Source organism: Mesorhizobium sp. PUT5, from assembly GCF_052216645.1.
In the GTDB taxonomy this organism is placed as follows: Bacteria; Pseudomonadota; Alphaproteobacteria; order Rhizobiales; family Rhizobiaceae; genus Mesorhizobium.
Map to the genome: position 1 here is coordinate 2,855,043 of NZ_JBQOSO010000003.1, position 20,169 is coordinate 2,875,211.

Genomic DNA, 20,169 nt, shown 5'->3' on the forward strand with positions numbered 1-20,169 from the left:
GGCGGGCGCCGGGTGCGATCGCTTCAGGAAAAGGCGGGCGGCGAATAACCGATGCGGGCGCACAGGCGCAGCAATTCGGCATGGCGCGTGCGCGGCGACGGCGTCGACGCGTGCAGGACTGCCAATATGCTGCGACGGTGGAACATCACGGCACTTTAATCGACGGAAAGCCGCCGTTTCAAGCGCCCTGCCCTATCGGGCGCGCGCCCGCGCCCGGTACAGCGCGAATATCACGAGAGAAGCCGTCAGGATGGCCATGGTTCCGGGCAGCCCGGCCGGACCCACATTCTGCATGGCAAAGCCGGCGGCCGGCGCGCCGAGAATGCCGCCGGCACCCCACATCAGCCCGAAGGCGGCGTTGCCGGCCACCAGGGTCGAGCCAGAAAAGCGGTTGCCGAGTTCGACGAGAGCCATGGTGTAGATGCCGTAGCCCGTGCCGCCCATGACGAGCAGCAGGGGCCAGACCGCCGGCGTCGTCACCAGCGCCGGCAAAAGCAGGGCGCAGGCAAGGTTGATCAGCGCGCAGGCCACGATCATGCCCCTGGCGTCGAGGCGCTCCGCCATCAGGCCGAGCGGCAGTTGCAGAACGATATTGCCCACCGACATCGTGGTGATGAGAGCCGCCAGCGTGGCCTCGGCCAGACCGTAGGAGGCGCCGAACACCGGCAGCAGCGAATAGGTGCCCTGCTGGACCGCCGCCGACACGACCACCGCCAAAAGCAGGGCCGGCGCCACCTTCCAGAAATGCAGCACGCCCTTGGCCGGCTCGCCGTCGTCAAAGCCGGCGAGCCGGCCCGTGGTGACCGCCAGCAGCATGGCGCAGCCGAAGAAGCCCGCAATGCCGACGACGAGCGGCGCCCACCCGTCCGAGCCCACCAGCGCCAGCGTGAGCGGGCCGACCGCGAACCCGATCCCGGTCACGGCGTTGAAGACGCCCATGAACCGGCCGCGCTTGTCGGGCGGCGACAGCGCGATCATCCACACCTCGCCCAGGATATAGAGCGGGTTGACCACCGCGCCGAGCAGGAAACGCACCGGATACCAGGCAAACCAGTTCTGCATCAGGCCGATGGCGACAAAGAGCAGCGCCGCCGAAAGCGCGCAGGCCACGGCGAGGCGACCTGCCCCGAGACCGCGGATGAGGCGGGGAACCAGCAGCGCGGAGGCCATCATGCCCAGCGGCGTCATCGCCGCCGAAAGGCCGATCTCGCCCGGGCTCATGCCGTGCTTCTGCATGAGGAAGGTGAACAGCGGATAGCTCAGCCCCTGCGCCACCGCGAACACCGAAACGCTGGCGATGACGCCCGCAAGTGACGTCAGCGGCATCGGGGCTGTCCGAATATCCTGAGGGGCCGAGGTGCTCATGAAGGCCCGCTATCACAAGCAGGGCCACGCGGGAATGGCCCACAGCGGTGCGATCGGTGGGCATATGCCGCCGGCTGGCGGTGCGACCCGCCGCAATGTCGCTTTGCTCGCCCAACTGGTCGCCGCCTCCGCAATTCGGGTGCGCGCCCCGGTCCATTATGCGGAAAACGTCACATTCGCGAGAACGATCATGACCACCGCACTGCACCCCGCCGAAACGGCACCGGCCGCCGACCATGTCCGGCGCGGCGGGCGGGCGGGAAAACGCGCCGCCGGCCCGGCCTCATTCGAGCAGCCCGCCTTCCGGCAGTTGAAGAACCCGCTCCAGCCCACCCGTCTGGTTTCCGACGACGAGCTGGAAGCCATCCACCTCGCCTCCCTGCGCGTGCTGAAGGAAATCGGCGTCGACGTGCTGCATGAGGAGGCGCGGCGCATCATGAAGGCGCATGGCGCCGACGTGAAGGAAGGCTCCGAGCGCGTGCGCTTCGACGCCGACATGATCCTGGAGCTGATCGCGCACTGTCCGCCGGAATTCACCATTCATGCCCGCAACCCGGCGCACAATGTGCGCTTCGGCGGCGACAACGTGTTCTTCGCCCAGGTCGCCTCCGCACCGAACTGCTCCGACCTCGATCGGGGCCGCCGTCCGGGTAGCCAGGCCGACTACCGCAATTTCCTCAAGCTGGCGCAGATGCACAACGTCATCCACGCCACAGGCGGCTATCCGGTCGAGCCGATCGACATCCACCCCTCCGTGCGCCATCTGGAGTGCATCCGCGATCTCGCGACGCTGACGGATAAGGTCTTCCACATCTATTCGCTCGGCCGCGAGCGCAATGTCAACGGCATCGAGATCACGCGCATCGCGCGCGGTATCAGCCGCGAACAGCTCGAACGCGAGCCCTCCGTCTTCACCATCATCAACACCAATTCGCCGCTGAAGCTCGACATCCCGATGATGGAGGGCATCATCCAGATGTCCTCGGCCGGCCAGGTGGTGATCGTGACACCCTTCACGCTCTCGGGCGCCATGGCGCCGGTGACGATCGCCGGCGCGCTTGTGCAGCAGAACGCCGAGGCGCTTGCCGGCATCGCGTTCACCCAGATGGTGCGGAAAGGCGCGCCGGTCGGCTATGGCGGCTTCACCTCCAACGTGGACATGAAATCCGGCGCGCCCGCCTTCGGCACGCCCGAATACATGAAGGCACAGCTCGTCGGCGGCCAACTGGCCCGGCGCTACAGGCTGCCCTACCGCACGTCGAACACCTGCGCGGCCAATGCGGTGGACGCCCAGGCCGCCTATGAGAGCGTGTTTTCGCTGTGGGGCGCGATCCAGGGCGGCGGCAACTTCCTCATGCATGGCGCCGGCTGGCTCGAAGGCGGTCTCCGGGCTTCCTATGAAAAATTCATGCTGGACGTGGACCTGCTGCAGATGGTGCAGGAATTCTTGACCCCGCTCGACCTCTCCGAGGACGCGCTTGCCATCGACGCCATCCGCGACGTCGGCCCCGGCGGGCACTTCTTCGGCACGCCGCACACCCAGGCCCGCTACAAGAACGCCTTCTATTCGCCGATCATCTCCGACTGGCGCAATTTCGAAACATGGACGGAGGCGGGCTCGCCGACCGCGGTGGAACGCGCCAACCGCCTGTGGAAGGAGCGCCTGGCCGGCTATGAGGCGCCTGCCATGGACCCCGCCCTCCGCGAAGAACTCGACGCCTTCGTGGAACGGCGCAAGGCCGAGGGCGGCGCCCCGACGGATTTTTGAGCGGGCTTGCCGTGGCTTATCCGCGCGGCACCCGAATCCATTTCTGAAATCACGAGATCAACACCATGAAATCCCACGCAAAAGCGGTTGTCATCGGCGGCGGCGTCGTCGGCTGCTCGGTTCTCTACCACCTCGCCCGCGCCGGCTGGACCGACGTCATGCTGATCGAGCGCTCGGAGCTGACTTCCGGCTCGTCCTGGCATGCGGCCGGCGGCTTCCACACGCTGAACGGCGACCCCAACGTCGCCAAGCTGCAGGCTTATACGGTGCAATTGTACAAGGAGCTGGAGGAGCTTTCCGGCCAGTCCTGCTCGCTGCACCTGACCGGCGGCGTGATGCTGGCCGACACGCCGGAGCGCATGGACTTCCTGCGGCTGGCGCATGCCAAGGGCCGCTATCTGGGCATGGACACCGAACTCATCACCCCGTCCGAGGCCAAGGCGATGTTCCCGCTGATGGATGAGAAACACTTCGTCGGCGCCATGTGGGACCCGGTCGAGGGCCATCTCGACCCCTCCGGCACCACGCACGCCTACGCCAAGGCGGCGAAGAAACTCGGCGCAGAAATCGTGCTGCGCAACCGCGTGCTGGAATTGACGCAGGAAGCGGACGGCACCTGGAACGTGGTGACCGAGCAGGGCACGGTGAAGGCCGAGCATGTGGTGAACTGCGGCGGCCTGTGGGCGCGCGAGGTGGGCCGCATGGTCGGCGTCGAACTGCCTTTGCTGGCCATGGAGCACATGTATCTGCTGACCGAGTCGATGCCGGAGGTGGAAGAGTTCAACCAGGCGACCGGGCGCGAGATGGTCGGCGTGCTCGACTTCAAGGGCGAGATCTACACGCGCCAGGAGCGCAACGGCATCCTGCTCGGCACCTACGAGAAGGCGTGCAAGCCGTGGTCGCCGGTCAACACGCCATGGGATTTCGGCCACGAACTGCTCCAGCCCGACCTCGACCGTATCGCACCCTCGCTTGAGGTGGGCTTCCGCCACTTCCCCGGCATAGCCAATGCCGGGATAAAGCAGGTCATCAACGGGCCCTTCACCTTCGCGCCGGACGGCAACCCGCTGGTCGGCCCGGTGCAGGGGCTGACCAACTTCTGGTGCGCCTGCGCCGTCATGGCCGGCTTCTCACAGGGCGGCGGCGTGGGCCTGGCCCTGTCGAACTGGATGGTGAACGGCGATCCGGGCTTCGACGTGTGGGGCATGGACGTCGCCCGCTTCGGCGAATGGGCGAGCCTGCGCTACACCAACGCCAAGGTCCGCGAAAACTATTCGCGCCGCTTCTCCATCCGCTTCCCCAATGAGGAACTGCCGGCTGCAAGGCCGGCGCAGACCACCCCGCTCTACGACACGATGATCGCCAACAATGCCGTCATGGGCGATTCGTGGGGGCTGGAAACGCCGCTCTGGTTCGCGCCGAAGGGCACCGAGCCGAAGGATGTCGTCTCCTTCCGCCGCTCCAACGACTTTGCCCATGTCGGCAATGAGGTGCGCGCGGTGCGCGAGCGGGTCGGCGTGACAGAGATCGCCAATTTCGCCAAATACGAAGTCAGCGGAAGCGGTTCGGAAGATTTCCTGAATCGATTGATGACCAATCGCATGCCGAAGAAGGGCCGCATCACCCTGACGCCGATGCTCAACGAATTCGGCAAGCTGATCGGCGACTTCACCATTGCCAATATGGGCGCCAATATGGGCGCCAGGGCCGGCGAGGACCGCTTCATGATCTGGGGCTCGTCTGCGGCGGCGAAATACCATATGCGCTGGTTCGAGAAGCACCTGCCGAAGGACGGTTCAGTCCGCATCCACCGCTTCGACCAGACGCTCGTCGGCCTCTCCATCGCCGGTCCGCAATCGCAGACGCTGCTCCAGAAGCTGGTCGACGTGGATGTGTCGTCCAGGGCGTTCCGCTTCATGGATTTCCGCGAGATGGCGGTGGGCGGCGCGCCCTGCATGGTCAACCGCATCACCTATACCGGCGATCTCGGCTACGAGATCTGGATGCAGCCGGCCTATCAGCGGCTCGTCTATGCCGCCATCAAGGAGGCCGGAGAGGAATTCGGCCTGGTCGATTTCGGCATGCGCGCGCTGCTGTGCATGCGCCTGGAAAAGAATTTTCCCACCTGGTTCCGCGAGCTTCGCCCGATCTACGGCCCGTTCGAGGGCGCCATGGACCGCTTCATCAAGCTGGAGAAGAACGACTTCATCGGCCGCGAGGCGGCAGCGCAAGAGCAGGCCGAAGGCCCGAAACTGCGCCGCGTGTCCTTCGTGGTCGAGGCGGAGGACGCCGACGTGATGGGCGACGAGCCGATATGGGCGAAGGTATCGACCGACTACGGCACTGTCGAAAAACCGCACGGCTACGGCGCACCGCGCTTCGACGCGACCGGCAAGGAAGTGCGCGGCTCGGCCGCCGCCGAAGGAGCCTCGGCCGTGCGCGGCATCATCGACGGCGCCTGGCGCGTGGTGGGCTGGGTGACGTCCGGCGGCTACGCGCACCATGTCGACAAGTCGATGGCCCAGGGTTACGTGCCGGCCGCCCTCGCCGAAAACGAAAGCCGCGACCTGTTCGAGATCGAGATCCTGGGCAAGCGCTGCCCGGCCCGCATCAATGTCGAACCGCTTTTCGACCCCACCGGCGAGAAGATGCGAAGCTGAGCGAGCCCGCTCAGGAAACCGTCGCCAGCGCCTCGCGCAAGGCGGCGACGGTCTGCGGCGGCGTCGTGCGCGCGGTGATGAAAGGAAGGCCCTTGCGCCGCGCCGTCCAGCCGACGATATGAAGCCGCGCCGCAACATCCGGCTCCAGACGCTTGAAAAGACTCCAGGAGCGGCAATCGACCGCCGCCACGTCCGCCCTGCCTGCGGCCACGACGCCGAGCGAGGCGCGGTGGCCGCCGGTTTCGACCCGCTCGGAAAAGATGGCGAGGCCTTCGCCCAGCGCGTCGAGGTCGCGGCCGAGTGCCAGCATGCCCGACATGGAATCGGCGCCGTTGAAGGCAAGGCGCCCGCCGCGCAGCAGAGCCAGCGGCAGGACGGCGCCGCCGGTTGCCGGCGCCTCGACCGCCGGTCCCGGTCCCCGCATCACCAGAGCGCTCGAATAAAGCTCGCCCTGGCCGCCCTCGCAATCGGAATAGTCCGGCTGGCCCACCACCTGCACATGCGCTGAAAGCCCCGTTTCCAGCGGCCCCCAGCAGGTCTGGGCAAGCAGCAGGCGCGGGTGCCGCCACAACGCATCCAGATCGAGCCCTCCGGCATGGGTGTTCTGCCGCGTCAGTTGTTCGGGCGCGTCGATCTCGGCCGCCCGCAGCCGGTCGCGGATCGCAACCCATTGCGCATCGGTCTCGGCCCGAAGCTCGGGCCAGTCGTACATCGGCAGTGCGGCGATGAAAGAACTCATTCCTTGGGCGGGTCGGCCGGAACCGGCGCCGTGCCCAGGCCCGAAACGTTGCGGGCGCGCACGCGCGGCTGGAACGCCCTGCCCGGCTCCGGCGCGCGCCGCAGCACGGGATGCACCACCGGCTCCTTGGCCTTGAAGGCATACGCCTTCACCAGCGCCAGGTAGTTCGGGTAGACATAGCCGTTGTTGGCCTTCAGCCACGTCTCGCGGTCCTCGCGGAAAAGCCTCGGCAGCTTGTACCATGCCACGGCCGGCTTGGCATGGTGCACGAAATGCAGGTTGTTGTTAAGGAACAGGAAGGCCAGCGGCGAGCGCTCCACGATGATGGTGCGGCCGCCCGGGTGCTCCGACCATTGGTGCTCGGCGAAAGTGCGGATGGCGATCAGCGACTGGCCGAGCCACATCGGAACCAGCACATAAAGCCACAGCGGCATGCCGAAGCCCCACACGATGAGGGGCACCACCACGGCAAGCCCCGCCGCATGCAGCAGCCATGCCTTGCGGATAGCACGGTCGCCCGCCAGCATCTGGCGGAAGTCGTCGATGACGAAACCGATGGTCGCCAGCCACGGCCCGAGCACGAAGCGGCCGGCCATGGTGTTGTTGAGCCTCAGCAGGAACTTCATCGCCGCGGGCAGTTCCTCATGCTGCCACAAAGCCCGATAGTAGCTTTCGGGGTCGTCGAACGGATCGGTCAGCCGCTCGTCGGCGTGATGGCGCAGGTGCAATGTCTTGAAGCGGCGAAACGGCCAGACCAGCCCGACCGGCAGGAAGACGAAAGCCTCGTTGACCAGCGCGTTGCGGGTCGGGTGACCGTGCAGGACCTCGTGCACGAGCGAGGATTGCAGGGCCACGGCAAGGGTCAGCACCGCCAGCGCGGCGACCGGATAGGAAGGCCAGAGCAGCAGGCCGGCCGCCAGCCACACGCCGTAACAGAACACGGCGAGCAGCACGGTCGGCCATTCGATCCTCGGCGGGCGCTGACGTCTGTTGTGTTTTGTGTCCATACTTGTCCTGCGATGACCGCAACTGCGGCGAATTCCTGACAGCATGGTGTCAGGAGCGCAGTGAGGTTTCAACGCGACAATGCACACAATGGGTTGCGTTTGCGTCACTTTGACATCAGATGTTATGATTAGTAAACAAAACGGAGGATTATTCCCATTCGTTTCGCAGGAACAGAAACAGTCGCCTGGGATTTTTCCCGATCGGAGCGAATCGCATGATGGACAAACGCGACCTTTCGGCCACCTTCCGTGAGCGGCTCAAACTGTTGCTGGCTCGGTCGGACCTGAACCAGTCGGCCTTCGCCGCCGCCGTCGGCATCGACCGTTCGGCGCTGTCACAGCTCCTGTCGGGCGCATCCACACGCCTGCCGCGCGCCGAGACGCTGCTCAACATCGCTGCCGAGTTCAAGGTTTCGCTCGACTGGCTGCTGGGGCTCAGCCAGGACGAGGGCGTGACCGGCGAGATTCGCGAGAGCCTTGAGATCGAGGAGGCTTCGGGCGGCTTCGAGCGCACACTCCTGGCCAAATGGCATGCGGAAGCTGCGGGCACGAAGATCCGCTACGTTCCGGCCGGCATCCCCGACCTGCTGCGCACCGAGACCCTGGTCGACTACGAGGCCGGTATCGCCAACAAGAGTCGGCAGGCGCAGGCGGGCGAGACGCAATACCGCATCGACTACAACCGGCGCCCCGAGACCGACATGGAAATCTGCATGCCGCGCCACACGCTGGAGATCTTCGCGCGCGGCCTCGGCGTCTGGGACGGCCTTCCCGAACATGAGCGCCGCGCGCAACTGCGCCACATGGGCGACCTGCTCGACGACCTCTACCCTGCGCTGCGCCTGTATCTTTACGACGGACGCATGCGCTATTCGATCCCCTACACCATATTCGGCCCCTTCCGCGCAGCCATCTATGTCGGCGACATGTATCTGGTGCTGAACGCGACGGCGCCCATCCGCACGCTGACCGGCCACTTCGACAACCTGATCCGCGCGGCCGAGATCAATGCGCACGAGGCGGCCGGCTTCGCCCGGCAACTCGCGGCGATGGATTTCTAGCAGTCCCGCCGTTGAAATCGTTGACGCGATATAAAGAGTTCTTTATATCCTTATCCAAGACTTTTCCCGAAAAGGCGCCTGCCATGACCAATCCGATCGACGCCCTGATCGCCGAGAAGGGCGTGCTGCTTGCCGACGGCGCCACCGGCACGAACCTGTTCGCCATGGGCCTCCAGGCCGGCGAGGCGCCGGAACTGCTGAACGAGACGGCGCCCGACACCATTGCCAGCCTGCACCGCAATTTCGTCGAGGCCGGCGCCGATATCATCCTGACCAATTCGTTCGGCGGCACCCGCCACCGCCTCAAGCTGCACCACGCACAGGATCGCGTCTTCGAGTTGAACAAGCGCGCCGCCGAAATCGCGCGTTCCGTCGCCGACGCGGCCGGCCGCAAGGTCATCGTCGCCGGCTCGGTCGGCCCCACGGGCGAGCTTCTGGTACCGCTCGGCGCCATGACCTACGATGAAGCGGTGAACGCGTTCGCCGAACAGATCGAGGGCCTGAAGGCGGGTGGCGCCGAGGTCGCCTGGATCGAGACCATGTCGGCACCGGACGAGATCCGCGCCGCGGCCGAGGCCGCCATCCGCGTCGGCCTGCCCTACACCTATACCGGCTCTTTCGACACCGCCGGCCGCACCATGATGGGCCTTCTGCCCAAGGACATTCACGCAGTGGCCGAAGGGCTGGCCGAGCCGCCGCTCGGCGTCGGCGCCAATTGCGGCGTCGGCGCCTCCGACATTCTTGCTTCGCTGCTCGACATGACCGCGGCAAAGCCCGACGCGACCGTCATCGTCAAGGGCAATTGCGGCATTCCCGAATTCCACGGCTCGGAAATCCATTATTCCGGCACGCCGGAGCTGATGGCGGACTACGTGCGTCTGGCGGTGGATGCGGGCGCCAGGATCGTCGGCGGCTGCTGCGGCACGTCGTTCGCGCATCTGGCGGCCATGCGCCAGGCGCTGGACGGTCACCGCAAGGCGGCCCGGCCCACGATCGAGACGATCGTGGAGCGCATCGGGCCCCTGCGCAACAAGGCGGCCACGCCCAACCCCACCGAAGCCGGCGAGGGGCGCCGCGAGCGCCGCCGCGCCCGCGGCTGACGCCGAGGCTCGATCACCCGGGCGTCACGGCCCGGTTTCCGGTGCCGCTATCTGCTGTTTTCGGCGTAGCGCGAAGAGGCCGTGGCGTGGTCGGTCTGGCCGCCGTCATCGAAGCGCATCATCATCACGGCTTCCGATGAGCGCGGGTCGCTCAGCCAGTCCAGCACGCGCGAGAATCGGTTGTTGTGCAGGGCCGACATCGCCGCGTTGCGGGCCGTGTCGACGGTTTCCCGCTGCTCGGAGACATCCGGCGGGCGAGCTGCAGAACCCGAGCCGGCCGTGGCCGGTGTCCAGCTTGCCGAGCCAGCGATGCGCAATGTCAAACTCCCCCGAACGTTCATCACCCACCCCTTACTCTGCAGATATTTCCGGACCGTTCAGGAACCGCGCCGCAATTTCCTAAAATTGTCCGGGCTGCCGGCCCCGGCGCTCACAGCCGCGCAAGCGTCGCCTGGTCGGGCACACCGTCGAAGAAGCGCTCCAGCGCCCGCGCAAAGAGCGGCTCGCCAGGTGCTGCCTGCGCAAAAAGCGTGAGGGAGGAGTGCAGCTTGCGGTCGTCCGGGCTGCCGAAGATGTCATGCGCCGAACTGCCTTCCCCTTCCAGCAGGATGGTCACGCAGTCCTTCAATCTCTGTCCCAGCACCGGATGGGCCAGGTAGGCGCGCGCCTCGGCAAGCGAGGAAATGGCATAGCGCTGCGACATGGCGCTCGCCCCCAGTCCCGCGATCTGCGGAAATACGAACCACATCCAATGACTGGTCTTGCGGCCCTGCCGCAGTTCGGCAAGCACGGCGGACAGCACCGGGTCCTGCGCCCGCACGAAACGGGCCAGGTCGTGGCGGTCGGCCGCGCCTGCCATGTCAGCCCCGCAGCGTCTCGCCGAAAAAGCCAGCGAGCCGCCTCCAGTGCCGTTCCGCCCCCGCCGCGTCGAAGGCGGTATGGTCCGGCACGCACCAGCCATGGTTCATGCCGACGTAATTTTCGATGATGTGGTCTACCTCGGCCGTGCGCAGCGCTTGCGCCAGCCGCGCCGACTGCTCCGGCGGAAAGCTGCGGTCCACGCCCGCGCTGCCGACATAGACGCGCGCCTTGATGCCGGCCGCATGCCGATGCGGGCTGTCCGGCGCATCGCCGGCCAGATTGCCGCCATGGAAGGAGGCTGCGGCCTTGATCCGGTCCCCGTAGCGCGCCGCCGCGTTGAGTGCGCGGGCGCCGCCCATGCAATAGCCGACGGTGCCGACCGAGCCGCCCGCGCCTTCCTTCGCAAGCGCTTCGAGGAATGCGCCGCCGTCGCGGACCGTCATCTCCTGCGTGGTCCCGGACAACAGCGCCATGAGCGCCGCCTTGCTGTCCTCCTGCGCGAAGGCGGTGGCCGCATCGAACGGCCCGTAGGGCGCGTTGCGGTAGAAGAGATCGGGCACCAGCACCATGTAGCCCTCGGACGCCAGCCGTTCGGCCATGCCGTCGAGCGCCGGGCGCGGCCCGAAGGCATCCATATAGAGGATGACGCCCGCCCGCGCACCGTTCCCCGTCTGGAAAAGCCCGGCCCGCGCCGTGCCGTCGGCGGTTTTGATTTCGATGTCTTTCCTGGCCATGCTGCGCTCTCCCTGTCTGTGCCGGGACGTCGACTGCGCCTCGACCGCCTGGACATATATAGCGAACGCCGCCGCTGTCAGGCGTCTTCCTTGTGGATGGCGAGCGTCGTGGCGCCGACATGCAGCGCCCTGCCCGCGCCGGCTCCCATCCAGGCCGCGCCGAGGCCGAGCGCCACCATGAGCAGAGCCGCGGCGTCGAAACTTCCGGTCCAACTGCGGATCAGCCCGACCAGCAGCGGCCCGATCGCCGCCAGCACGTAGCCGACCCCCTGCGCCATGCCCGACAGATGCGCCGCCACATGGGAATCGGGCGAGCGCAGCACGATCACGATCATCGCCGCCGCGATAAGCCCGCCCTGGCCGATGCCTTGCAGCACGGCCCAGAAGGGAACCGTCCAGGTCGGCGCGAACATCAGCCCGAGCAGGGCGACCGTGGCGATCGCGACCAGCGCCACGTTGACACCGCGCTGGTTTCTGCGGCGCACGGCGAAGGAAGGCACCAGCAGGCAGGTGACCACCTGCGCCATAACCGACAGCGAGACGATGCCGCCCGCCACCGACGGCTCGAAGCCCCGCTCGCGCAGGATCGGCGCCAGCCAGCCGAACACGCAATAGGCGAGCGCCGATTGCAGACCCATGAACAGCGTGATCTGCCAGGCCAGCCGGTCTCGCCAGAGGCCCACGACCCGGAAGCCCGAATGCGCCGCCTGCGGCCTGGCCGCCAGCGCCTGCGGCGCAAAGACCAGCATCACCGCCAGCACCGGAAGCGCCCAGATGGCAAGTGCGCCGGACCATGAGCCGACCAGATGCTCCACCGGCAGCGTCAGCCCGGCCCCGGCCGCCGCACCCGCGCACAGCGCCATGGTGTAGAGGCCGGTCATGATGGCCGCGCTGTCGGGAAAATCGCGCTTCACCACCCCCGGCAGCAGCACGTTGGACACGGCGATCGCCGCACCGGCAGCCAGCGTGGCGGCAAACAGCAGCGGCACCGTGCCCACCCCGCGCAGCCCCGTGCCGACCGCCAGCAGCACGAGCGCGCCCAGCAGGGTGCGCTCGGCGCCGAAGCGCTGCGCCAGCCTCGGCGCAAACGGCGCGAACACACCAAGGCACACGACCGGCAGCGTCGTCAGCAGGCTTGCGCCGGCCGTGGACAGCCCCGTCTCATGCATGACCTCCGCCAAAAGCACCGAAAGCGAGGAGAAGAGCGGCCGCAGGTTGAAGGCGATCAGCACCAGGCTGGCGCCGAACAGCAGGCGTGCCGCACGGCTGCGGAAATGCGGCGGCCGGGGCCTGGGAAGGCTGTCCTCCTCGGCATCGACCAGACCAGCGGAATTGTCGGCCGCCAGTTCGCGCTCGGCCTGCGGCCGCGGAGAATGTCTTGTCATCGAACAGCCGCCAATTGCATCGGATAGTCGGGCAGAGCGACGGAATCGGGCCCGGCGCATGGAAGCCCCCGATATAGGTTCATCCGGTCGCCTTGGCCATGCGCGCGCCTGCGGGAGATGAAAACGCGGCCATATGGAATTCCTGCATCTCGGCCGTATAGCGATAGGCCGCGCCGTGAGGGCAGGCGTTCCGGTCGAGGCAGCCTTGCGTGCGGCAGGCCTCGCCGGAAGGTCCGCGCACATGCGAAAGGCAGTCGCCATAGGCGAAGCCGGCGGCCGAATAGGCGTCGACCGGGCAGGATTTCAGGCAGGGTTTTCCGATACATGCATCGCAAAGGTGAATCACCTCGCGAGGCACTTGATTCGATATGTGACGATCGAGCAGCAGCGCGCCGCGATAGGCATGCCAGAGGCCGAAGCGCGGATGCATGAGGATACCGAGCGGCGAAGGTCTCAGCCCCTCGGCCCGCATCGCCCATTGCTGGAACGGCAGGTAGGGCCGCTCCGACGGGTAGACCGCCCGGGCGCCGCATCTTTCGGCGACCGCGCCGATCACCTCGCGCGACCAGGTGTCGAGCGGGTTCCTCAGATCCCGTGGCTGGCGCTCGCGCCAGCGCGAAAAATACGGCCAGGGCGCGGCGCCGCCCTGCCCGACCAGCAGCACCGAGCTTGCCGGCACGCTGGACGGCCCGGGCGGCGCGTCGTCTTCCGCCTCGAAATCGAAACCGCCGCGCAGCATGAGCCCATGCGTTTCCAGCGCGGCGGCAATCTCGTCGAGAAAGCGAGGCGACAAGCCTCACCCCTTCCGGTCCGGGTCGGAGAAAGCGCTCCGCCAGACTTCCTTGTGGATGATGTTGGCCACTTTAGCCCGGCCTGAATCGGGCTCTTTTCAAGTGAAGGCGTCGGGCATCGATTCCTTCTTGCGCGCGATGAAATCCTTCAGCCCGTCCGCGATGCCGGCGTCCAGCGGCGGCGCCTCGTAGCTTTCCAGCCAGTGGCGGGCGAGCTGGTTGGCGCGCTGCGGCGCAGTCTTCTCGCCTTCTGCCAGCCACTGCTCGTAGGAATTGTTGTCGGCGATGTTGGAACGGTAGAACGCCGTCTGGAAATTGGCCTGGGTGTGGTCGCAGCCGAGGAAGTGGCTACCCGGCCCGACCTGGCGGATGGCGTCCATCGCCTGCCCGTTCTCGGACAGGTCGACGCCCTCGCAGAACTTCTGCTGCATGCCGAGCTGGTCGATGTCCATCATGAACTTGTCGTAGCCGGAGGCGAGCCCGCCCTCCAGCCAGCCGGCGGCGTGCAGCACGAAATTGGTGCCGGCCAGGATGGTGGAGTTCAGCGTGTTGGCGCTTTCGTAAGCCGCCTGGGCGTCCTCAACCTTGGAGGCGCAGAGCGAGCCGCCGGTGCGGAACGGCAGACCGAGCCGGCGGGCGAGCTGCGCCGCGCCGTAGGACACCAGCGAAGGCTCCGGCGTGCCGAAGGTCGGCGCGCCCGACTGCATGGAGATGGAGGAGGCGAAGGTGCCGAAGATCACCGGCGCGCCTGGGCGGATGAGCTGCGTGAAGGACGCGCCTGCCAGCACTTCGGCCAGGACCTGCGTCAGCGTGCCGGCCACCGTGACCGGGCTCATGGCGCCGGCCAGGATGAAGGGCGTGACGATGCAGGCCTGGTTGTGGCGCGAATAGACCTTCAGCGCCCCCAGCATCGTCTCGTCGAACACCATCGGCGAATTGGCATTGATGAGGCTGGTCAGCACCGCGTTGTTCTCGACGAAATCGTCGCCGAACACGATCTTGGCCATGGCCACCGTGTCTTCCGCCCGCTCCGGCGCCGTCACCGAACCCATGAAGGGCTTGTCGGAATATTTGATGTGGGCGTGGATCATGTCGAGGTGGCGCTTGTTGACCGGCACGTCCACCGGCTCGCACACCGTGCCGCCCGAATGGTGGATGGAGGGCGCCATGTAGGCCAGCTTCACGAAATTGCGGAAATCCTCGATCGTGGCGTAGCGGCGGTTGCCGTCGAGGTCGCGCACGAAGGGCGGGCCGTAGACCGGCGCGAACACGGTGGCGTTGCCGCCGATCTGCACCGAACGCTCCGGATTGCGCGCATGCTGGATATATTGCGAGGGCGCCGTCTTCAGCAGCGAACGGCACAGGCCCTTGGGGAAATGCACGCGCTGGCCCTTCACGTCGGCGCCGGCAGCCTTCCACAATTCCAGCGCCTCGGCGTCGTCGCGGAACTCGATGCCGGTCTCCTCCAGCACCGTGTCGGCATTCTTCTCGATCAGCGCCAGGCCTTCCTCGTCCAGCACTTCGTAGACGTTGATCTTGCGCCTGATGTAGGTGAGCTGGCTGCCCGGACCGCCGCCCGACCGCGCCGCGCGCCGCGCCGCCGCGCCGCCGGCACCGCGACCGCGCCGGCCGCCCGCAGCCTCGTGGTCGCCACCCTGATGGTCGCCACCTTGATGGTCGATTGCCGCGTTGTCGCTCATGGCCGTTCTTCCTTGAATCCGTTGCGGCCGCCGGTTCGGCGACCCTTTGCCGGATCGTAGTCATGCACCCTACCCGAAACGGCCAGCCAGCGCCAACGGCTGTCGCAAAATCGACAAGAAGACCCCTTGTTTTGCAGTCGCTTTCCTTTTGCATAAAGTCGCAAATCGGCTATGGGACAATGCCCGTCGCAAGCTAGAGATTGCAGGACCTTCCGCGCCATGCAACTTCGCCCGCGCGGCTATCAGGAGCTGGGTAAAATGGCCGACGACGAGATCATCCTCTCCGAGCTTTCCGACGACGAACTCGTGCAGCAGATGCATGACGACCTGTATGACGGGTTGAAGGAGGAAATCGAGGAAGGCACGAACATCCTCCTGGAGCGCGGCTGGCTACCCTATACGGTTCTGACCGAGGCGCTGGTCGAAGGCATGCGCATCGTCGGCGAGGATTTCCGCGACGGCATCCTGTTCGTTCCGGAGGTGCTGCTCTCGGCCAACGCCATGAAGGCGGGAATGGCCATATTGCGTCCGCTGCTGGCCGCGACCGGCGCGCCCAAGCAGGGCAAGCTCGTCATCGGCACCGTCAAGGGCGACATCCACGACATCGGCAAGAACCTTGTCGGCATGATGATGGAAGGCGCCGGCTTCGACGTCGTCGACCTGGGCATCAACAACCCGGTCGAGAAATACCTGGCCGCGATCGAGGAGCACCAGCCCGACATCGTCGGCATGTCGGCGCTTTTGACCACCACCATGCCCTATATGAAGGTCGTCATCGACACCATGAAGGAAAAGGGCATCCGCGACGACTATGTCGTGCTGGTGGGCGGCGCGCCGCTGAACGAGGAGTTCGGCAAGGCGGTGGGCGCCGACGCCTATTGCCGCGACGCGGCGGTGGCCGTCGAAACCGCCAAGGACTTCATGAAGCGCAAGCACAACGTGCGCGCTTCGGCGTAGGTTCGAGGACCGCCAGAGCCGGAAAGGGCAGGCCATGCCCAGCCCTTTCCGGCGGCGGCGGCCGGAGGTGGAGGATACCCCGCGCCTGCCGCCAGGTCGTGACCGGTAGCCGCTATTGCGCTGCGTGCGCGACCTTCCTGCCGGCGTGTTCGGTGGCGTGCACGGTGTTGGCGACGTCCTGCCCGGCGCCTCGGATGGTATTTGCGCAAGCCGACAGCAGCATCAGGCTGGCAAGGGCGGCAATGCAGGCATATCTGGTGGATGTCATGGGTGGCGTCTCCCTCTCCCGATGGTTCGCCAGCTAGCAACGAAGAGTCGGTTCGAGTGGTTCCATGGCCAGCGAGCAAAAACAGGGCCTGCCCAAGCGTGAAAGGCTGCTGGTCATCGCCTGCGGCATGATCGCGCGCGAGGTGCTGGCCGTGAAGCAGCAACTCGGGCTCGCCCATCTCGATCTCACCTGCCTGCCGGCCGAGTTCCATTTCTACCCGGACCGCATCGCGCCCGCCATGGACAAGGCTATCGAGCAGGCGAAGGCCGACGGCTATTCCCACATCTTCGTCGGCTATGCCGATTGCGGCACCGGGGGCATGCTCGACCGCGTCTGCGAAAAGCACGGCGTGGAGCGCATGGCCGGCCCGCATTGCTTCGCCTTCTACCAGGGCGCTGACGCCTATAGCGCAGTCGCCGACGGCGACATGATGTCGTTCTACATGACCGACTTCCTGTGCCGGCAGTTCGACGCCTTCTTCATCAAGCCTCTCGGCCTCGACCGGCATCCGGAACTGATCGCCGACTATTTCGGCAATTACGAGAAACTGGTGTACCTGGCCCAGACCGACGATCCGGCGCTGGACAAGGTGGCCGAGGACGCGGCCAGGCTGCTTGGCCTTGCCTATGAACGGCGCGCCACCGGCTATGGCGACCTGGTGGCCGGTCTCGCCCACGCTGCCGCACCGGCCGGATAAGGGCGCGATCATCAAGATTTAACCGCTGCCGAAGAAGCTGCGCCCCCAACGGACAATCGGGCGGGGAAGGCGAACATGGCAGCCGCGAGCGCGCGACAGCAGGCGCCCGTCGTCGTGGTAACGGAAGGCGGGCCGCATATCTGGGCGATCGTCAACGCGCTCGCCGATCGTGTCGGGCCCGTGAGCGTCATCCTCGAAACGCCTGAATCGAAACGCCTGTTGCTGATGCGGCGTGCCCGAAGGCTCGGCTGGGTTTCGGCCGCCGGCCAGCTTGGCACCATGGCGCTGACGCGCCTGGGCAAGCGCTTCTTCACCCGGCACAGCGCCCGGCTTGTCATCGAAGAAAGGCTTGAGACCGAGCCGCGCCCCGGACAGACGATCTTCAAGGTTCCATCGGCAAATTCCACCGAATGCCTGCGCGCACTGGCCGAAATCCGGCCGGGCGTCGTGCTGCTTGCCGGCTGCCGCCTCCTGTCGCGCCAGACGCTGGCGGACATGCCCTGCCCCGTGCTCAACTACCATGCCGGCATCGCCCCGAAATATCGCGGCATGAATGGCGGCTATTGGGCGCTGGCGAGCGGCGACGCCGGGAATTTCGGCACCACCGTGCATCTGGTCGATGCCGGCGTCGATACCGGCGGCGTGCTCGGGCAGGCCCGCGGCCGCCCGCAGCCGGGCGACACCATCGCCACCTATGCGCTGCGAATGGCCGCCTTCTCGCGCGGCATGTGCGCTGCGGCGGTGGAGAACGCGCTGGCCGGCCGGCTCGCTCCCCTCGACCCTGGCCTGCCCTCGCGGCAATGGTATCATCCGACCTTGTGGCGCTACCTGTGGACCGGCATGACGAAAGGCGTCTGGTAGCCATTTATCGTCCGAACCCTTTCATTTTGCGACATCGCCGCACGTCGCTTTTGAATGCGCGCGCGTCGCCCCATGAGAAGCGGCAAGCGGGCGGTTGCGGCAAAGCTCGAACCCAACGGGAGACTGGAATTCATGGCTGATCTGATCGTTCTCTACTGGCGCGACATCCCCGCCCAGGTGATCGTGAAAAAAGGGCGCCAGAGCGCCAAGCGCGAATTGTCACTGCGCTTCACCGAGGCGATCGACATGGCGGCGATGCGCAGCAAGTCCGGCTCGACCGACGACTATCTGGCCGAATGGCGCAAGGCCGACCCCGTGCCGGTCGGCGACGATCTCGAGGCCGAGGCGGACAAGGCCGCGGCCGAGTTGGAAGAGAAATTCGACCGCGAGCGGCTGGTTGCGCTGGCCAAGGCCGGAGGACGGGAAAATGCCTGAGACACAGCCTGGCCTGCGGCCGGCTTCCACGCCGCCGGGCAACGGCATGCCTGCCTCGGCAGCGGGCGGCGTGACCCAGGCCACGCTGGTCAAGAAGGCCGCGCAGAAGAGCGACTACAAGCCGGCCGACGTGTCGCCGCAGCGGCGCGTGCAGCGCAGATACACGGTCCGGCTCTGGTCGGTGCGCCATTCGCGCCTGCTCGAATGGTTCTACGCCCGCTTCGCCAACGTCTTCCTGCTGCTGCATCCGGTCTGGAAAGGCATCGGCTACGGGCGTGTGGAGACGCCGGTGAAGTTCGTCGAGAAGCACGTGAAGGGCTTTCTGTTCGACTGCCGCATGTGCGGCCAGTGCATCCTGTCCTCCACCGGCATGTCCTGCCCCATGAACTGCCCCAAGCAGCTCCGCAACGGCCCCTGCGGCGGCGTGCGCGCCAACGGCAATTGCGAGGTGGAGCCCGACATGCCCTGCGTCTGGGTCAAGGCCTGGGAAGGCGCTCAGAACATGGTCAACAGCGACGCCATCCTCGCCGTGCAGAAGCCGGTGGACCAGTCGCTGCGCGAAACGTCGGCCTGGCTGCGGGTGACCGCGCAGGCCGCGGCCGCCCGCGAGGCCAACAAGCCCGGAGCCGCCGCATGAGCGTGGTACGCCCTCCCCAGCGCGACGAAAACCCGGCCGGCATCGACCTGCCGCTGGAGCCATTGCCGGGCCACACCTCGCGCGGACGGCTGGAGCGCGTTCTGCGGCGCGGCGAGTTCGCCGTGACAACAGAATTGAACCCGCCGGACAGCGCCGACCCGGAAGACGTCTACAACCGCGCCGCCATCTTCGACGGCTGGGTCGACGGCATCAACGCCGTCGATGCCTCCGGCGCCAACTGCCACATGTCCTCGGTCGGCATCTGCGCGCTGCTGACGCGCATGGGCTATGCGCCGATCATGCAGATCGCCTGCCGCGACAAGAACCGCATCGCCATCCAGGGCGACGTGCTGGGCGGCGCGGCCATGGGCGTGGCCAACATATTGTGCCTGACCGGCGACGGCGTGCAGGCCGGCGACCAGCCCGGCGCCAAGCCGGTCTTCGACCTCGACTGCATGTCGCTCCTGGAAACCGTCCGCGTCATGCGCGACAACGGCAAGTTCCTCTCCGGGCGCAAGCTGACCACGCCGCCGCAACTGTTCCTCGGCGCGGCGATCAACCCCTTCGCCCCGCCCTACGATTTCCGCCCGCTCCGGCTCGGCAAGAAGATCGCCGCCGGCGCGCAGTTCGTGCAAAGCCAGTACTGTTTCGACGTGCCGATGTTCCGCACCTACATGGAGCGCGTGCGCGATCTCGGCTACACCGAAAAATGCTTCATCCTGTGCGGCGTCGGCCCGCTCGCCTCTGCCAAGACCGCGAAATGGATTCGCTCCAACGTGCCGGGCATCCACATTCCCGACGCCATCATCAAGCGGCTGGAGGGCGCGCAGGACCAGAAGAAGGAAGGCAAGCGGATCTGCATCGACATCATCAACGAGGTGAAGGAGATAGCCGGCGTTTCGGGCGTGCACGTCATGGCCTACCGCCAGGAGGAATATGTGGCCGAGATCGTCGACGAATCCGGCGTGCTGAAGGGCCGCAAGCCCTGGAAGCGCGAGATCCGGGCCGACGACGTGCTGGTGGCCGAGCGGCTGGACCGCATCCTGCACGACAACATCACCGAAACCCAGGTGGACATGGTCAAGGAAGCGCATTGACGCGGGCCGTGTCCAGCTTGATCGAAATCAGATAACGATATAAAGA

At 66.6% G+C, this 20,169-nt stretch carries 20 protein-coding genes; 10 read left to right on the forward strand and 10 right to left on the reverse strand.

The window, feature by feature from the left end; genetic code table 11:
- Positions 1–192: 192 nt before the first annotated feature.
- A complete protein-coding gene (locus tag ACTDI4_RS15425) occupies positions 193–1,326 on the reverse strand; it encodes an MFS transporter (protein ID WP_442841978.1) in 1,134 nt (377 codons plus the stop codon).
- Between the two features lie 229 nt (positions 1,327–1,555).
- Here ACTDI4_RS15425 and ACTDI4_RS15430 point away from each other — a divergent pair, with 229 nt between their 5' ends.
- The gene (locus ACTDI4_RS15430) at positions 1,556–3,133 is read left to right on the forward strand and encodes a trimethylamine methyltransferase family protein (RefSeq protein ID WP_442841979.1); all 1,578 of its coding nucleotides are present in this window, start codon (positions 1,556–1,558) and stop codon (positions 3,131–3,133) included.
- Between the two features lie 65 nt (positions 3,134–3,198).
- Entirely contained in the window at positions 3,199–5,793 is a 2,595-nt protein-coding gene (locus ACTDI4_RS15435) for a GcvT family protein (protein WP_442841980.1), read from the forward strand.
- Between the two features lie 10 nt (positions 5,794–5,803).
- Here ACTDI4_RS15435 and ACTDI4_RS15440 read toward each other — a convergent pair whose 3' ends face one another.
- Both ACTDI4_RS15440 and ACTDI4_RS15445 read right to left on the reverse strand, forming a co-directional pair.
- Complete coding sequence (locus tag ACTDI4_RS15440) at positions 5,804–6,532, reverse strand: phosphate/phosphite/phosphonate ABC transporter substrate-binding protein (protein ID WP_442841981.1); 729 nt, start codon at positions 6,530–6,532, stop codon at positions 5,804–5,806.
- Positions 6,529–7,539 carry a fatty acid desaturase gene (locus ACTDI4_RS15445; protein ID WP_442841982.1) on the reverse strand — a complete coding sequence of 337 codons (1,011 nt, stop codon included), beginning with the start codon at positions 7,537–7,539 and terminating at the stop codon, positions 6,529–6,531. Before ACTDI4_RS15445 ends, ACTDI4_RS15440 begins: the two co-directional genes overlap by 4 nt.
- 218 nt (positions 7,540–7,757) lie before the next feature.
- Between ACTDI4_RS15445 and ACTDI4_RS15450 the strand changes: the two genes are divergently transcribed.
- Together ACTDI4_RS15450 and bmt are read left to right on the forward strand one after the other, a co-directional pair.
- Positions 7,758–8,600 carry a helix-turn-helix domain-containing protein gene (locus tag ACTDI4_RS15450; protein ID WP_442843368.1) on the forward strand — a complete coding sequence of 281 codons (843 nt, stop codon included), beginning with the start codon at positions 7,758–7,760 and terminating at the stop codon, positions 8,598–8,600.
- An 83-nt stretch (positions 8,601–8,683) separates the two neighbouring features.
- Positions 8,684–9,700, forward strand: a complete 1,017-nt coding sequence (bmt, locus tag ACTDI4_RS15455; protein WP_442841983.1) for a betaine--homocysteine S-methyltransferase — start codon at positions 8,684–8,686, stop codon at positions 9,698–9,700.
- 47 nt (positions 9,701–9,747) lie between these two features.
- On the opposite strand, the gene ACTDI4_RS15460 is transcribed toward bmt, so the two are convergent.
- From ACTDI4_RS15460 to ACTDI4_RS15485, 6 genes are all read right to left on the reverse strand, one after another.
- Entirely contained in the window at positions 9,748–10,017 is a 270-nt protein-coding gene (locus ACTDI4_RS15460; RefSeq protein ID WP_442841984.1) for a hypothetical protein, read from the reverse strand.
- A gap of 113 nt (positions 10,018–10,130) precedes the next feature.
- Positions 10,131–10,559, reverse strand: coding sequence for a DUF1810 domain-containing protein (locus ACTDI4_RS15465; RefSeq protein ID WP_442841985.1), 429 nt, complete (start codon positions 10,557–10,559; stop codon positions 10,131–10,133).
- A gap of 1 nt (position 10,560) precedes the next feature.
- Positions 10,561–11,295: a dienelactone hydrolase family protein gene (locus ACTDI4_RS15470; protein WP_442841986.1), complete on the reverse strand. Its 735-nt coding sequence runs from the start codon at positions 11,293–11,295 to the stop codon at positions 10,561–10,563.
- Between the two features lie 77 nt (positions 11,296–11,372).
- Entirely contained in the window at positions 11,373–12,680 is a 1,308-nt protein-coding gene (locus ACTDI4_RS15475; RefSeq protein ID WP_442841987.1) for a CynX/NimT family MFS transporter, read from the reverse strand.
- Positions 12,681–12,759: 79 nt separating this feature from the next.
- Positions 12,760–13,419 (reverse strand): hypothetical protein, encoded by a 660-nt coding sequence (locus tag ACTDI4_RS15480; RefSeq protein ID WP_442843369.1) that lies wholly within the window; start codon positions 13,417–13,419, stop codon positions 12,760–12,762.
- Between the two features lie 150 nt (positions 13,420–13,569).
- Positions 13,570–15,171: a trimethylamine methyltransferase family protein gene (locus ACTDI4_RS15485; protein WP_442841988.1), complete on the reverse strand. Its 1,602-nt coding sequence runs from the start codon at positions 15,169–15,171 to the stop codon at positions 13,570–13,572.
- Between the two features lie 258 nt (positions 15,172–15,429).
- On the opposite strand from ACTDI4_RS15485, the gene ACTDI4_RS15490 reads away from it, so the two are divergent.
- Entirely contained in the window at positions 15,430–16,128 is a 699-nt protein-coding gene (locus ACTDI4_RS15490) for a corrinoid protein (RefSeq protein ID WP_442843370.1), read from the forward strand.
- Positions 16,129–16,240: 112 nt separating this feature from the next.
- On the opposite strand, the gene ACTDI4_RS15495 is transcribed toward ACTDI4_RS15490, so the two are convergent.
- The gene (locus tag ACTDI4_RS15495) at positions 16,241–16,396 is read right to left on the reverse strand and encodes an entericidin (protein WP_442841989.1); all 156 of its coding nucleotides are present in this window, start codon (positions 16,394–16,396) and stop codon (positions 16,241–16,243) included.
- A 64-nt stretch (positions 16,397–16,460) separates the two neighbouring features.
- Between ACTDI4_RS15495 and ACTDI4_RS15500 the strand changes: the two genes are divergently transcribed.
- The 5 genes from ACTDI4_RS15500 to ACTDI4_RS15520 all read left to right on the forward strand — a co-directional run bounded on the left by ACTDI4_RS15500 (position 16,461) and on the right by ACTDI4_RS15520 (position 20,123).
- The gene (locus tag ACTDI4_RS15500; protein ID WP_442841990.1) at positions 16,461–17,093 is read left to right on the forward strand and encodes a DUF1638 domain-containing protein; all 633 of its coding nucleotides are present in this window, start codon (positions 16,461–16,463) and stop codon (positions 17,091–17,093) included.
- 75 nt (positions 17,094–17,168) lie between these two features.
- The gene (locus ACTDI4_RS15505; RefSeq protein WP_442841991.1) at positions 17,169–17,954 is read left to right on the forward strand and encodes a formyl transferase; all 786 of its coding nucleotides are present in this window, start codon (positions 17,169–17,171) and stop codon (positions 17,952–17,954) included.
- A gap of 132 nt (positions 17,955–18,086) precedes the next feature.
- Positions 18,087–18,389 (forward strand): virulence factor, encoded by a 303-nt coding sequence (locus ACTDI4_RS15510; protein WP_442841992.1) that lies wholly within the window; start codon positions 18,087–18,089, stop codon positions 18,387–18,389.
- A gap of 46 nt (positions 18,390–18,435) precedes the next feature.
- Positions 18,436–19,026 (forward strand): methylenetetrahydrofolate reductase C-terminal domain-containing protein, encoded by a 591-nt coding sequence (locus ACTDI4_RS15515; protein ID WP_442843371.1) that lies wholly within the window; start codon positions 18,436–18,438, stop codon positions 19,024–19,026.
- On the forward strand, positions 19,023–20,123 hold the full coding sequence (locus ACTDI4_RS15520) for a methylenetetrahydrofolate reductase (RefSeq protein ID WP_442841993.1): 1,101 nt from the start codon (positions 19,023–19,025) through the stop codon (positions 20,121–20,123). Before ACTDI4_RS15515 ends, ACTDI4_RS15520 begins: the two co-directional genes overlap by 4 nt.
- Positions 20,124–20,169 lie beyond the last annotated feature (46 nt).